Origin of the sequence: Methermicoccus shengliensis DSM 18856 (assembly GCF_000711905.1) — an archaeon.
Lineage (GTDB): Archaea > Halobacteriota > Methanosarcinia > DSM-18856 > Methermicoccaceae > Methermicoccus > Methermicoccus shengliensis.
Window position 1 is genome coordinate 200,333 of sequence record NZ_JONQ01000008.1, and the last position, 14,428, is coordinate 214,760.

At 58.9% G+C, this 14,428-nt stretch carries 15 protein-coding genes and 1 tRNA gene; 2 read left to right on the forward strand and 14 right to left on the reverse strand.

Annotation, left to right across the window (positions count from 1 at the left end; translation table 11 throughout):
* Positions 1-5 precede the first annotated feature (5 nt).
* The 11 genes from fni to BP07_RS03390 all read right to left on the reverse strand — a co-directional run bounded on the left by fni (position 6) and on the right by BP07_RS03390 (position 5,977).
* The gene (gene fni, locus BP07_RS03340; RefSeq protein WP_052353205.1) at positions 6-1,130 is read right to left on the reverse strand and encodes a type 2 isopentenyl-diphosphate Delta-isomerase; all 1,125 of its coding nucleotides are present in this window, start codon (positions 1,128-1,130) and stop codon (positions 6-8) included.
* On the reverse strand, positions 1,117-1,875 hold the full coding sequence (locus BP07_RS03345; protein ID WP_042685552.1) for an isopentenyl phosphate kinase: 759 nt from the start codon (positions 1,873-1,875) through the stop codon (positions 1,117-1,119). Before BP07_RS03345 ends, fni begins: the two co-directional genes overlap by 14 nt.
* Position 1,876: 1 nt before the next feature.
* The gene (mvk, locus tag BP07_RS03350; protein WP_245597037.1) at positions 1,877-2,797 is read right to left on the reverse strand and encodes a mevalonate kinase; all 921 of its coding nucleotides are present in this window, start codon (positions 2,795-2,797) and stop codon (positions 1,877-1,879) included.
* Positions 2,794-3,585, reverse strand: coding sequence for an MEMO1 family protein (locus BP07_RS03355; RefSeq protein WP_042685557.1), 792 nt, complete (start codon positions 3,583-3,585; stop codon positions 2,794-2,796). The genes mvk and BP07_RS03355 overlap by 4 nt, the downstream gene beginning before the upstream one ends.
* 41 nt (positions 3,586-3,626) lie before the next feature.
* Positions 3,627-4,241: a 30S ribosomal protein S2 gene (rpsB, locus tag BP07_RS03360; RefSeq protein ID WP_042685558.1), complete on the reverse strand. Its 615-nt coding sequence runs from the start codon at positions 4,239-4,241 to the stop codon at positions 3,627-3,629.
* 13 nt (positions 4,242-4,254) lie between these two features.
* Positions 4,255-4,485, reverse strand: coding sequence for a DNA-directed RNA polymerase subunit K (locus BP07_RS03365; protein WP_338045892.1), 231 nt, complete (start codon positions 4,483-4,485; stop codon positions 4,255-4,257).
* A gap of 22 nt (positions 4,486-4,507) precedes the next feature.
* A tRNA-Pro gene (locus BP07_RS03370) sits at positions 4,508-4,582 on the reverse strand.
* Positions 4,583-4,771, reverse strand: a complete 189-nt coding sequence (locus tag BP07_RS03375) for a DNA-directed RNA polymerase subunit N (protein WP_042685561.1) — start codon at positions 4,769-4,771, stop codon at positions 4,583-4,585. It lies immediately after the preceding tRNA gene.
* A 3-nt stretch (positions 4,772-4,774) separates the two neighbouring features.
* Positions 4,775-5,182 carry a 30S ribosomal protein S9 gene (locus BP07_RS03380; protein WP_338045893.1) on the reverse strand — a complete coding sequence of 136 codons (408 nt, stop codon included), beginning with the start codon at positions 5,180-5,182 and terminating at the stop codon, positions 4,775-4,777.
* A gap of 4 nt (positions 5,183-5,186) precedes the next feature.
* Positions 5,187-5,606: a 50S ribosomal protein L13 gene (locus BP07_RS03385; RefSeq protein WP_042685951.1), complete on the reverse strand. Its 420-nt coding sequence runs from the start codon at positions 5,604-5,606 to the stop codon at positions 5,187-5,189.
* A 5-nt stretch (positions 5,607-5,611) separates the two neighbouring features.
* A complete protein-coding gene (locus BP07_RS03390) occupies positions 5,612-5,977 on the reverse strand; it encodes a 50S ribosomal protein L18e (RefSeq protein WP_042685567.1) in 366 nt (121 codons plus the stop codon).
* 204 nt (positions 5,978-6,181) lie between these two features.
* Between BP07_RS03390 and BP07_RS03395 the strand changes: the two genes are divergently transcribed.
* Both BP07_RS03395 and BP07_RS03400 read left to right on the forward strand, forming a co-directional pair.
* Complete coding sequence (locus BP07_RS03395) at positions 6,182-6,514, forward strand: EMC6-like membrane protein (protein WP_052353206.1); 333 nt, start codon at positions 6,182-6,184, stop codon at positions 6,512-6,514.
* A gap of 16 nt (positions 6,515-6,530) precedes the next feature.
* A complete protein-coding gene (locus BP07_RS03400; protein ID WP_042685569.1) occupies positions 6,531-8,294 on the forward strand; it encodes a ribosome biogenesis/translation initiation ATPase RLI in 1,764 nt (587 codons plus the stop codon).
* A gap of 43 nt (positions 8,295-8,337) precedes the next feature.
* On the opposite strand, the gene BP07_RS03405 is transcribed toward BP07_RS03400, so the two are convergent.
* The 3 genes from BP07_RS03405 to argH are packed head-to-tail and all read right to left on the reverse strand — an operon-like array spanning position 8,338 to position 14,413.
* Complete coding sequence (locus BP07_RS03405; protein ID WP_052353207.1) at positions 8,338-9,369, reverse strand: replication factor C small subunit; 1,032 nt, start codon at positions 9,367-9,369, stop codon at positions 8,338-8,340.
* Between the two features lie 22 nt (positions 9,370-9,391).
* Entirely contained in the window at positions 9,392-12,934 is a 3,543-nt protein-coding gene (gene smc, locus BP07_RS03410; protein ID WP_042685571.1) for a chromosome segregation protein SMC, read from the reverse strand.
* A 6-nt stretch (positions 12,935-12,940) separates the two neighbouring features.
* A complete protein-coding gene (gene argH, locus BP07_RS03415) occupies positions 12,941-14,413 on the reverse strand; it encodes an argininosuccinate lyase (RefSeq protein WP_042685573.1) in 1,473 nt (490 codons plus the stop codon).
* Positions 14,414-14,428 lie beyond the last annotated feature (15 nt).

A 14,428-nucleotide genomic window follows, 5' to 3' on the forward strand; every position in this document is an offset into this window, starting at 1 on the left:
TTTTGTCAGCGCATCGCAAAACGTCGCGTATCGTGGCCCCTCTGCGTGAGAATCTCACAAGTGAGCCCGCAAATCACAATCTGAGCTCTCTTAAGCGCATCCACGTCATGGCTTGCGCTCAGAAACATCGCTATTTTCAGCTGCTGGATTACCTGCGTGAGGTACGCCTCCACTGCATTGCTGCCCTCTATCGCTCTTTTCACGAGTGGCAGGGCGATGGCACACACGTCCGCACCCAGCGCAATGCACTTGGCACAGTCCAGCCCACTCCTTATGCCGCCAGAGGCGATGAGGGGCATCCCCACACCGCACTCCACCACGCTCACCGCGGTGGGTATCCCCCAGTTCCAGAACACCTCCTCTGTGTGCATTCCCTCTCTCCTGTTCCTGTAGTACTCCACGCCTGCCCACGAGGTCCCCCCGCATCCAGCCACGTCAATCGCGGACACGCCCACCTCCTTGAGCCTCAGGGCATCCTCTCTCCTGATGCCAGCCCCAGTCTCCTTCACGATGACTGGGATGCCGCTCGCACATACCTCCTCGATTGAATGAAGTACCCCTGCGGCATCGGTATCCCCCTCTGGCTGTATCGCCTCCTGAAGGAAGTTGAGGTGTATCGCCATCGCATCGGCGTCGAGCATCTCGATGCTCCTCATCACGCCGTCCACACCATATCTTGCAAGCTGGGCTGCGCCTATGTTGCCATATATGAACGCGTCTGGTGCCACCTCTCTGACCACCGTGTAGCTCTCCTGCTGGGATGCATCCTCGAGGGCTGCCCGCTGGCTTCCCACACCGATGCCTATGCCCAGCCTCTGGGCAGCGATGGCAAGGTTTCTGTTGATGTCGAGCGTCTCGGGATGTCCTCCCGTCATCGAGGATATCAGCAGGGGTGCATCGAGCCGCTTTCCCAGAAATGTGCACCTTAGGTCTATCTCGGACATGTTCAGCTCGGGCAGCGCCCTGTGCACGAGCATCAGGTCGTCCAGCCCGCTCGCCCGCGTTCCATCTGCCCTTGGCCTTGCCTCTACCTGCCGCTGCGTGCATATATCGATGTGCTCGATCTTGCGTCGTGAGGTAGCTAGCTCTACCTCACGCTCGTTGGCTTTCTGCTCATCATAGTTCAACATTTCTCACCCTCGTGCCCACTGGATGCCCATCTAGAAACGCCGCCACCGCCCCCTCATCGAGGGCGCTGAACACCCACGACTCTATGCCCTCGCCCGCCAGCCTCCACAGCTCCTCCACCTTTCCGACCATTCCTCCAGTGGCATCCCCGCCTCCAGAGGGACGCACCCATTGTCTAACCTGCTCGATGTTGTGCTCCGTTACTTCCGGAATGGTGCGTCCATGGGCATCCAGCACCCCCTGTGCACTCGTGCCCATGCCCACGTGGTGCGCACCCAGTCCCTTTGCGATGTGCGCCACGAGCGCGTCTCCAGACACCACTGCCGCTCCAAGGGTGCGATCCATCACCACATCGCCGTGCAGCACAGGCACGAGTCCACGCTCCACCATGTGGAGTATGGGCGTCATCTCCATGGATACGAGCCTTCCGCCATCTGCGATGGCACAGCCCAGTGGGGACACCGGGACGGCGGGCACGCCCCCTCTCACGAGTGCGCTCACCACTATCCTGTTGAGAAGGCACACGCTCTGGTGGGTCTTTAGCACACCCTCGGTGCTGAACCTCCTGCCCACCCCGTGCCTTATCGCCTCGGGATGCCCGAATGAGCCAGCTCCGTGCACCAGTATCAGCCCATCTGCCCGTGGGGCAATCTCAGAAGCAATGCGGTCGAGCACCTCCATCCTTACCTTCTTTTCCTCTGTGTGCTTCTCTGTGAGCACGCTTCCGCCTATCTTCAGCACCTTCACGCTATCCCTCCACCACGAGCCCCACCTCGGCAGGACGCACGATGTATGCCCTTCCTCTTGCCCTACGTATGGCATTCGCCACCTGAGGGGTGTCCTCCTCGTCCGCAAGGCACACGATGCACCCTCCGCCCCCTGCTCCGGTGATCTTGGCTCCAAGTGCTCCAGCAGCCCTCGCAGCGCTCGCCAGCCTGTCCAGCTCTGGTGTGCCCACACCGAGGGCGTTGAGAAGGGCGTGGTTGATGTTCATGAGCCTTCCAAGCTCAGAGAGCTCACCAGCCTCCAGCAGCCGCTCACCTTCTCGCGAGAGGGTGGCCATTGCATCCATGATGTCCTCCACGAGCTCTGGATGGTGGCTTTTGAGCTCTCTGACCATCGCCACGAGTGCCTTGGTGCTTGCACTCCTCTTGGTATCACCCACCACTATGCCGCACCTTGGAGGTGTGAGCCTCCTTGCCTCTGGCATGATGTATGCACCACCGAACGTGGAAAGATATGTGTCAGTGGGGGATGCGCTTCCCTGCACGTTCCTCTCCACCTCGTACCCCATCCTTGCAATGTCCTCCTCGCCAAGGCCCACATCGAGTGCATGTGAGAGGGCACCGATGGTGGCGACCGTCACGGCTGCGCTGGAACCCAGCCCCGCCCCGGCGGGTATGCTCGATGTGATCTTGAGCTTCACGCCCGAGATGGGTGCCGCGCACCGCTGCTCCAGCAGCCTCACGGCAGTTGCGAGGTATGGATACTTGTGGATGCTCTCAGGTCCCCTGCTGCCCCCCACGTGCACACCCTCGCGCCTCGTGGAGAGCACCTTCACCCTCGCTCTGAGCTCTATCGCACACGCCAACGCTGGTCTGCCGTACACCACCGCGTGCTCGCCAAACAGATACACCTTCCCCGGGGCGGATGCCTGTGTCATGCTCATCGCATCGCTATTGCCGCATAGCCCACCACGGCCACGTAGTCTCCCGTGGAATCACCACTCGTGGAGTAGTCCAGCAGCTCTCCGCTCTCTGGCTGCACCGCATACAGCATCGAGGCTATCGCACCATACCCGCACACGCTTGCACCGCTCTCTGCGAGCCTTCTGTAGAACTCGTCCACATCGGCACGCAGCAGGGCGTCTATCACGTAGCGATCGTTGCGGCTTGCCATCTCCACGGGCACGTAGTGCGAGAAATCGCTGGAGGCAATCACCACCACCCGCCTTCCGGTGCGCTCCATCGCCTCCTGAATCTCTGCCCCGACCTCTGCAGCGGTCTCCTTGTCCTGCATCCCAAGGCATATGGGCACTATCTTAAAACCATCACCAAACCTGTACTGCAGGAACGGAAGCTGCACCTCGAGGGCATGCTCGTAGATGTGGGCGCTCTCGTCGAGGTCTATGATGTCCCTCGGCAGGGCGCTCACGAACTCCCTGTCCACATCCACCGTGCCAAGTGGCGTGCTCCACGTGTCTGTGGAGAGCGCGACCCCAGAGCCCATGCCCGTGTGGTTTGGGCACATTATCACATACGTATCCACGCTGGGAAGCACTGCATACGCATGGGCCGCCGTCCTTCCAGAGTACATATACCCAGCATGGGGGCACACCACGCCCTTTATGCTTGCATCCTCCCGCGTGGGAAGCCCCTCAAAGCACCGCTTGAGCTCGAGCAGCAGAGCCTCTGGGCTTGCTGGATAGAATCGTCCAGCCACTGCTGGTCTTCTCATATGAAACCCCCACGAGGGTATGTCGGGCCAGAGCTATAAAGCTATACCTCGGGCTCTGGCTCCTCGAAATCCTCTGGGCTGTGGCTGAACTGTATCTGTTTCTCCTTGGCAACCTCCCTTGCCAGCAGCCAGTACAGCAGTGCGAGGGCCTTTCTTCCCTTGTTGTTGGTGGGAATCACGAGGTCCACATTTGAAGTGAGGTTGTTGGTGTCGCACATCGCCACCACCGGGATGCCCACAGACACTGCCTCGGTCACTGCCTGCGCATCGTTTGCTGGGTCGGTCACCAGCAGCACATCGGGCTCGATGTAGTTCTCCAGCGCGGGGTTGGTCAGCGTGCCGGGCATGAACCTTCCCACCGCAGCCCTTGCTCCTATCGACCGTGCGAACATCCTCGCAGGGTGGTGTCCATACTGCCTGACAGACACCACGAGTATCTGCGATGGTTCGTATCTGGCAAGGAACTTGGCAGCAGCCCGTATGCGGTTGTCTGTGGATTGCACATCGAGCACATACAGCCCGTCAGTCCTCACCCTGTATATGAAGGGCAGCATGTCGCGAGTCTTCTGTTGTGTACCTATGTGCACCCCTGCCGCAAGGTAGTCCTCCATGGGAATCAGTGATTCGTAATCGCTCTCCTTTACCTCTGCCTCCATAGAAAGCCTCCATCTATCTTCTCTTCTTATCCTTATCCCTCTTGACGGTAATCGGTATTATGCCCTCCTCGAGCTCCCTGAGGGCAATCTCCAAAAGGGTGGTGCCTGCATCCTCGAGCAGCACTGGGGCACCCATTGCTATCTGAAGTGCCCGTGCACCCACAATCCTTGCACGCTCAAACCTCGTGTACTTCATGTCATCCAAGCCACCACCTCTGATGCTGAGCACACATCTGGCCATCATATCCTTTTCCTCGGCAAGAGTATGGGGTTGCTGAGATTCGAACTCAGGTCACGGCGTCCCGAACGCCGCAGGATGGTCCAAGCTACCCCACAACCCCTCACCTGTACTTGGAAAACTCCTCCACGAGCCTCACATGGGAGAGCAGCATCCTCCGACAGCAGTATCTCGTGATGCCCAGCTCATCCAGTGCATCCCTTGGATGCTGCCCGGACTGGATGCGCCGCACGTACTCCTCGTACACGGAGGATACTACCTTACCACATGTGAAGCATCTAACTGGTATCATACATCACCTGTATGACTTCTGCCTCTTGGCTCTGGCACCGCGTCCGCCGGACTTCTTGCGTTCCTTTACTCTGGTGTCACTCACTAGCAGTGTTCTGTCATATGAGTGGTACACCTCCTTAAGCTCCACGTCCCCGCTCCACTCCACGAGCGCCCGTGCGATGGCTGTTCTCACGGCTCCAGCCTGTCCCATGATGCCTCCGCCCCTCACCCTGACAGAGATGTCCACCCTGTCCCGCAGGCTTCCCGCAAGCTCGAGGGGCTCGAGCATCTTGAGCCTTGCGAGTTCGGGCTCTATGAGTTCTATGGGCACGCCATTTATTCTCACCCTGCCCCTTCCCTCTCTGACAGTGGCTTTGGCTATGGCGGTCTTTTTCTTTCCACTCTCGTTGACGATCTTGCCCATTTTCATCCCCTCAGAACCTCGCACCAAGGAACGTGCTGACCTCGCCCAGCCTGACGTACTTTCTGGTGCTGAGCCTTTCCATCCTTGCCTCCTCTGGCCTCTCCGCACTCTCATTCTCGAGCTCTCTTGGCACCCCCACATATACCCTGAGGTTGGAGAGTGCCTCCCTTCCTCGCCTGCGCTTGTATGGCAACATGCCCCTTACCGTGCGCTTTACGATGTTGTCGGGTCTTCTTGGATAGTATGGTCCCTTCTCCTTGGTTCCCCTGCTTCTCTTCTCGAGGTAGTGCTCGAGGATGTGCCTCTTTGAGCCAGATATCACCACCTTTTCAGCGTTGATTATGTGAATGTGCTCACCCGCAAGCAGGCGCTTTGCAGTAAGACTTGCCAACCTTCCCAGTATGAGTCCATCACCGTCGATAACCACCATGTGCATCACCTGAACACTCTCACGTTTCTGCCCTCTGGGTTATGCTCCAGCAGCTGCTCGATGCTCATACACACGCCCTCTGCCTGCTCTATCTTCTCCATTGCCGACTGCGAGAACCTGAGGGCTCCCACCTTCACGCTGTGCTCGATGGTGCCAGCCCCCAGCACCACGCCCGGCACCACTATGACATCCCCATCAGAGGTGTGCCTGTTGATTCTGCTCACGTTCACCTCGGCATATCTCCTCGTGGGACCCGAGAGCCTCTTTGCCACATCCAGCCAAACGCGAGCACCCGTCTTCCTCGATGCCGCCTTCAGCTCATCTATGAGCTTACCTATGCGGGGATTGCTTTTTTCACGCCTCTTTGCCATTTGCTACCTCCCGTAAGGACCCTTCCGGGCTGACTCACGCAAATTCTTGCGTTCGGGCACCTGCCCATCCGCCAACAGGGCTATCCCTGCCTACGGGCAGTTGCGCTAATCGGGCATTCCTATATATAAAAGATGTGGTCTGTGTGCCGCGATAACTATATAAGCTCCTCTGCCTTTGGGAGGGGTGCCTTGAGGGGTTCTACGATGCCAAATGAGCAGCGGGGGGCTCGTCCCACGGACACACTAAAGGAGAAGAGCACGAGGGAGCGAAGGGTTGAGGCCATCAAGAAGACGCTGGTTCCCGCAGTAGTGGGCACGGTGGCTGGCGTTGGAGCTGGTGCATCACTGGGCGTCGCAAAGGGGCTCGTGGTTCCGTTTCTGTTTCTGCTGGTGGCATGTGTATATATCCAGAAGCTCATCTTTCCTCTTGTGGGCGTTGACCCGAGGGAACTCGAGACCAAGGACTGGGCATACATCGTGTTCATGACGTTTGACTTTCTGTTTGTGAGCTGGGCAATCTATCTAAACTCTCCATAGGGGAGGCAGGACTGGCGTGCGCATAGCTGTGATCAACAGGGACAGGTGCCATCCAAAAAAATGTGGTGAGCTGTGCATACGCTTCTGCCCGAGGGTCAGGACGGGCGATGAGGCGATAGTGCTCGGAGAGGATGGAAAGCCCATTATCTCCGAGGAGCTGTGCGTGGGATGCGGGATATGTGTGAACAAGTGCCCGTTTGGTGCCATCAGCGTCGTGGGGCTTCCGGAGCAGCTGGAGCAGCCCGTTCATCGATATGGGCAGAACGGCTTTGCCCTGTATGGGCTTCCCATGCCCCAGCAGGGAAGGGTGGTGGGACTGCTCGGGCCCAACGGCACGGGAAAGAGCACGGCGGTGAAAATACTCTCTGGGGTGATTGTGCCCAATCTCGGCAAGAGCAGTGCCAGCTGGGAGGAGCTCATCGGGATATATGCGGGCTCCACCCTTCAGGACTACCTGAGGGCGGTGGCGCAGGGTGAGGTGAGGGTTGCCCACAAGCCCCAGTACCTCGATGCGATACCGAGGGTGTTCTCTGGAAAGGTGAGAGAGCTTCTGGAGCGCACCGACGAGAGGGGTGTGCTGGACGAGCTCACCGAGGAGCTCTCGCTCTCTCCCGTGCTGGGAAGGGACATACGAGAGCTATCGGGCGGGGAGCTGCAGCGCGTTGCCATCGCCGCCACCATGCTCAAGGACGCCCAGTTCTACTTCTTCGACGAGATCAGCCCCTATCTGGACATATATCAGCGCATCAATGCCGCCAAGCTCATCAAGCGGCTCTCTGCGCATGCCTCGGTGCTGGTGGTGGAGCACGACCTTGCGATACTCGATCTGCTGGCAGACGTGGTACACCTCGCCTACGGTACGCCGGGTGTGTATGGGGTAATCACGCTTCCCAAGAGCATAAGGGTGGGCATCAACCAGTATCTCAAGGGCTATCTTCCAGAGGAGAATATAAGGATAAGACCAGAGAGAATCGAGTTCTATGCCCACGCACCCGCCGAGTGCATCGAGAGACCCGTGCTGTGCACGTATGGCACCCTCGTCAAGCGATACGAGGGCTTTACCCTCACGGTGAGTCCAGGAGAGCTCAGGAGGGGAGAGGTGCTCGGTGTGCTGGGCAAAAACGGTACGGGAAAGAGCACGTTCGTCAGGATGCTCGCGGGGGAGGTGGAACCCACGGAAGGGCAGGTGGAGCTGGAGCTTGACATCTCGTACAAGCCCCAGTATCTTCGCGCCGAGGAGTACATCACCGTGAGGGAGTACCTGCACTCCCTCTCAGATGAGGTGGACACCAGCCTGTACAGAACGGAGATCGTGGCACCCCTGCAGCTCGAGCACCTGATGGACAGCTACCTTCCGGAGCTCTCTGGCGGCGAGCTGCAGAGGGTGGAGATTGCAGCATGCCTCTCCAGGCGGGCTGACCTCTACCTAATTGATGAGCCCAGCGCCCACCTCGATGTGGAGCAGCGCATGGGGGCGCTGAGGGCGATCCGCAGGTTCTCCGAGAGGAACGAGGTCACCAGCCTCGTGGTGGACCATGACATATATCTGATAGACCTGCTGAGCGAGCGGCTGCTCGTGTTCGAGGGGGAGTCCGGGCGGTGGGGAAGGGCGATGGGTCCGTTTGACATGCGCACGGGCATGAACACCTTCCTAAGGGAACTGGACATCACGTTCAGGAGGGACGAGGACACCTTACGCCCACGGGTGAACAAGGCGGGCTCGAGGCTGGATAGGGAGCAGAAAAGGGTGGGCGAGTACTACTATCGGGTGGCTCAGTAGTGGTTGAGGGTGGTCTGCTCACCTCCGCTCGAATGCTCGCTCATTAAGATGGTTCCTTCGACCTCGTGCCCTTTGACCTCGTGCCCACCCATACGAAGTGGGCGAGCAGGGCATCGAGCTGTATGCGCTCGTTGGCACCCTCGCTCATCCTGAAGTCTATCTCCCCGATGTGATCCATGAGCTCCACCTTCAGCCGCTCTGATATGTTGAGTTCTCCCAATGCCCTGTATATCTGGATGAGCACGTCCTCTCCCGAGAGCCCAAGCTCCATGAGGAAGTGATCGAGCTGCTCTCGGGCACGGCGAAAGTCGCCAGAGAGTGCGGTTCTCACCAGCTCGTGCACCTCCTCTGGCCTTGCGGCAGATGCCACCTGCCACACGCTCTGCTCGTCCACTGTGTTGCCCAGCATCGCCGCCGCCTGAAGGGCGTTCAGCGCCCTTCGCATGTCTCCTCTTGCCAGATACACAATTGCTCCAAGCGCGCTCTCTGTGAGTTCTATCCCTTCCTCCTGTGCCACATACCGCAGCCTTCTGGAGATCGCCTCGTCCGAGAGGGGCTTGAACCTATACACGGCACACCTCGACTGAATGGGCTCTATGATTTTGGAGGAGTAGTTGCACGAGAGTATGAACCTGCACGTCTTGGTGTACATCTCCATCGTCCTGCGGAGGGCAGACTGGGCGTCTGCAGTGAGGGCATCTGCCTCATCGAGGAATATTATCTTGAACTCGGCATCCCCGAGCGGAGAGGTGCGGGCGAAGTTCTTGATCTTGTTTCGCACGATGTCTATACCCCGCTCGTCGCTGGCGTTGAGCTCGATGAAGTTGCTCTGCCAGCCCTCGCCGAACAGCTCCCGCGCGATGCATATCGCCGAGGCGGTCTTGCCCACCCCTGGGGGGCCAGAGAACAGCAGGTGGGGGAGGTTTCTCATTCTCACGTAGGACTTGAGCCGCTCTATGATCTCGTCCTGACCCACGACCTCGTCGAGCGTTCTGGGACGGTACTTCTCTATCCATATCTCGCCCCCGTACAGGGGCTCCCCTGCTGGCGCCGTGCTCTCGTGCTGCTCGGACATCACATCCCAATCGGATATGATACTATATCTCTTTTTTGAGCACCTCTGGCTTCTTCAGCCTCACGCCCGTTATGTAGGACGTGTCCTTTTCCTGCATCGCCACCCCAACCAGATATGTGGCGGCCTCTATCATGGGCTTTCTCAGGGAGACCACGATGAACTGGGCATTCTCTGAGGAGTGCTGGATGAGCTTTGCCACTCTCTCGGCGTTCACACCGTCCAGGAACATGTCCACCTCGTCGAACACGTAGAAGGGGGCTGGGTTGTGCTGCTGGATGGCGAGTATGAACGCCAGCGCAGTGAGGCTTTTCTCACCTCCACTCATCGCCTCGAGCCTCTGCACAGTCTTGTTGGCGGGCTTTGCCCTGATGCTCATTCCTCCTGCAAACGGGTCGTCCTCGTTTTCCAGCACGAGCGTGCCAGTGCCATGGGACAGCTCGGAGAACACCTTCTGGAAGTTGTCGTTGATGGCGTTGAACGTCCTCATGAACTCCTGCCGCTTCATATGCTCGTAGTGCTCTATCCTCTGGAGAATCTCCTCGCGCTCCCTCTCAAGGATGCTCTTTCGCTCCTCGAGCTCTTTCTTTCTGGTGAGCGTTGCATCGTATTCCTCCAGCGCCCTCATGTTCACTGGCTCCAACCTCTCCATCTGGCGCTCTATCGAGGCTATCCTCCTTTGCAGCTCCTCCACTGAGGGTACATCCTCCTCGATGTCAACGCCCCTCTCCTCCACGAGCGCCCTCGCCTGCTCCACATCCCGTGCGAGCCTCTCCCGCTCCTCCATGAGCCCCTCCTTTTTGCTCGCAACCTCACTCAGCTGCATCTGGATGGACATCAGCTCTGTCCTGTGCTGCTCCACCTCCTCCTCGAGCGCACGCCTTATCTGCTGAAGGTGGGCAATCTCACGGGACACCTGCTCGAGCCGCTGCTGTTTCTCTTCGACCTTTTCCTCTATCTCTCTTTTCTCTTGGGCGTGGGTCTGAATCCTCTCGAGGTTCGCGCGCCTCTCCTGCTCGATGTGTGCCCTTTTGTTTTTGAGTTCTGATTCCTGCTTTAGCACATACTCCCTGTCGAGTTCGAGCCTTCTGAGGGTAGCCTGCGTGTCCCTCACCCTCTCCTGAAGGTGGGCGAGCTCTGCCTCCGCCTGCTCGAGCCTGGCCGAGAGGGCTGGAATCTCGCTCTTGGAGAGCTGTGCCTCCAGCCCCTCTGCGATCCTTGTCAGCTGGGATATGCTCTCATCCATCTTCGAGAGCTGGTGCTCGGTGTGCTCCATCGAGCTTCGAAGCTGCTGACGCTCCTCCTTGATTTCGGAGAGCTGCGCGGTCCATCTTTCGATCTCTGCAGAGAGCCGCTCCTTGCGGGTGGATATCTCCCTGAGCCTCATCTCGATGGTACCCATTCTTCCCTCCAGCTCTGCCATCTCCCGCTTTGCCCTTGCAATGAGCCCAGCGGTATCGTTTATACTGTCGATGAGGGTGTGCCTTTCCGCCTGCTTTTCCCTTATGCGCTCTGCAAGTGCCTCGAGCTTTTTTTGCTCAGAGGCTGCAAACGATACGCCCCTTCGGGTGATGTGTCCTCCCGTCATGGCGCCGCTCTTCTCCACGAGCTCGCCATCGAGTGTCACCATGCGGTGCGCACCCATCAGCTTCCGAGCCGTGTCCAGGTCCTCCACCACGAGGGTGTCCCTGAACACGTACCAGAACGCCGGAGCGAACTTGGGCTCAAAGCGCACCAGGTTGATGGCAAAGTCCACTATGCCATCTTTCCCCTCTGCCCTGAGCGCTCTTGCCCGCTCCATCTTGTTCAGGGGCAAAAAGGTAGCCCTTCCCAGTTTTTTGCTCTTGAGGTACTCGATGCATTCTGCGGCGTCGGCATCACTGTCCACCACGATGGACTGCAGCCGCCCCCCAGCAGCAATCTCCAGCGCCAGTGCATACCGCTGGTCCACCTCTCCAAGCTGGGCAATGGTGCCATATATTCCCTGCAGCTCCCCTCTGTCCCGCGCCTTTAGCAGCATCTCCACGGGCTTTGAGTATGCCGCACCATCCTCTGCTGCCCTCACCCGCATCTCCATCCTCGCATACTGGTCCTCCAGCTCCCGAAGCTCCCTTTCCACCCTTGTGAGCTCGCGCTGCAGCCTCGTGCGTCGCGCCTCCAGCTCATCAATCTCCGTCTGTGTGGTGTGAAGCTGCCTTTGCACCGAGGCGAGCTCTGTCTTGGCATCGTCGGCATCCGTTCCAGCCGAGGCTATCAGCTGCTCGGCCTGTGCGATTCTCTCTGCCACCTCGTGCTCCTCCATGCTCCTCCTGCGTGCGGTATCGAGGAGCCTGTCCTGCTCCCTCAGCAGCTCTGCCCGCCTCTGTCGCTCTTTTTCCAGCCTCTCCCTCACGCTGGCGAGCTCTTCCCTCAAGCCCTCGAATCTCGCATCGAGCGATGCCATCTGCTCCTTAAGGCTCCTGCAGTGCTCGAGCTTTTCCTCCACCTCGCCCTGCAGTGCCAGCAGGTTGAGTTCCTCGCTCTCCTGCTGCTCCTCTATATGGGAGAGCCTCTCCGAGAGCTCGTCCATCTCGTGGTAGATGTGCCGCATCTGCTCATCGAGCCTCGTGTTTTGCAGCTGTGCGACCTCGATGGCGGTGTTGCATCGTGCTGCCCTGCCCTTCAGCTCCTCGATCTCGAGCCTGAGGGCAAGCTGCTCTTGCTCGCCCTTTTGCGAAATCTGCTCGGTCAGGGCAGAAAGCTCCCTCTTTTTTTGCTCGAGCTGCTGCTGTGCGTGGGATAGTTTCTCCTTAAGTGAGTCTTCCCTCCCGGCTGCCAGGTGTATCTCCTTATCGAGCCTTGAGAGCTCGCTCTGTGCCTCCTTTAGCCTCGAGAGCACCATGTAGCTCTCATACAGTCTCTTTTTTTCCCTCAGAGATGCGTACCTCAGCGCATGGGCACGCTCTCCCTTCAGCCGCTCGAGCTGCACCTGCACCTCCTCGAGGATGACCCCCACTCTCTCGATGCGCTCCTTCACGATGGAGAGCTCGGCAAGCGTCCTCTCCTTCTTCTCGTCGAACTCGGCGATGCCCGCTATCTCGTCTATAATCTTCCTTCGCTCGGTGGGGGTCATGTTCACGATGCGGGTGACGTCCCCCTGCATCACGATGTTGTATCCCTCCGGGGTGATGCCCGCCTTTGCGAGGTGGCGATGCAGCTCGGTGAGTGAGACGCTCTTGGAGTTGAGGTAGCAGTAGCTGTAGTGCCCGCTTTCCGTTCTCCTGACCCTTCGCACGATTTCGATATCATCGGTGTCGATGGGTATCTTGCGGTCTGAGTTGTCCAGCACGATTCTGACCTCGGCAAAGTCGGGATGGTATCTCTCGGTGCTGTGGATGAGGTCGGTGAGCCTCTCTGCGCGCATCGCTCTCGAGGTGGAGAGCCCAAGGCAGAACACGATGGCATCCACGATGTTGGACTTTCCACTGCCGTTTGGTCCAGACACCGTGGTGAAACCCTCAAAGAATGGGATGCTCACCCGCCTTCCAAACGACTTGAAGTTCTGAATCTCAAGCCTCTTGATGTACACGCCCCATCACTCTGCACCCATGATAGTGTTGCACGCCTCTTTGAGCATGAGCCTTGCAGTGTGCACCCGCTCCTCCACTTCTCTCACCACCCTCTCGTGAGCTTCAAGTAGCCCCCTTGCCCGCTGAATCGCACCTTTCGTGCTCTCTGGAGAGGGTCCTCCAGTGCCAGCATGGCGCTGCACGCACGAGAATGTATCCAGCGCCCCCTGCACATCTGATGGCTCAAGCCCCATCTCGGAGAGCGGCTTTCCCACCACCTCGAGGGCTATTCTGTCGATGTCGGAGGGCGTGGGGTGCTCCTTTCCCTCTCTTGCGAGTGCGCCAACGATGGAGTGGGCATGCCTGAACGGTATTCCAGTGCATCTCACGAGCGTGTTGGCAAGCTCGGTGGCACACGCAAAGCCCGCTGGCGAAAGTTCTCTCATCCTCTCTGTGTTGAACACCGCCCCCTCGAGCATTCCTGTGCACACCTTGAGTGTGAAGAGCGTCTCCTTGAGGGCCCGCATGATGTGGGGGTTTGCCTCCTGAAGGTCCCTGTTGTACGAGAGGGGAAGCCCTTTCACAATCATCATCAGGGACATGAGCTCCCCCACCACCGTGCCGCTCTTTGCCCGCGCAATCTCTGCCACATCGGGGTTCTTCTTCTGTGGCATGATGGACGAGGTGGAGGTGTACGCATCTGGAAGCTGCACCAGAGAGAACTCGCTGGTGCTCCATATCACGAGTTCCTCGCACAGCCTCGAGAGATTGAGCATGACCATGCTGGCACAGCCCACTGCCTCGATGGCAAAGTCCCTCGAGCTTATGGCATCCATCGTGTTCTCGAGTGGTGCATCGAAGCCCAAAAGCTTGGAGGTGAGCTCCCTGTCTATCTCGAACGAGGTGGAGGCAAACGCAGCTGAGCCAAGCGGGCACACGTTGACCCTCGAAAGACAGTCCAGTATCCGCTCACAGTCCCTCGAGAATGCCTGTTCGTGGGCGAGCATGTGGTGTGCGAGCGTGGTGGGTTGGGCATGCTGCAGGTGTGTGAACCCCGGCATGATGGTGCGTCTGTGCTCTGCCGCTATGCTGAGGAGCACATCCCTGAGCTCGATGAGGGCGTGCAGCATGGCGAGCATCTCCTCCCTCACAGCCATCCGAAGGCACGTTGCCACCTCGTCGTTGCGTGAGCGTGCGGTGTGCATCCTGCCCCCCACCTCGCCCACGCGGGCGACGAGCGCACTCTCCACTGCCTCGTGCACGTCCTCTGCCTCTGGTAGCCCATCGAACCCCTGCTCTTCGATTTCCTTCAGCCCTGTGAGTATGCGTGCAGCATCATCAGTGGAGATGTGCCCCATCCTGTGCAGCATCACCACGTGAGCCCTGTCCACATCGAGGTCGTGAGGGAACAGCCAGCTGTCCCATTGCATGGATGAGGTGAATGCCATCACATGCTCGTCCATGGGAGAGGTGAACCTCCCCCTTCTCAGAATGCTCATGTATGAGCCCCATCA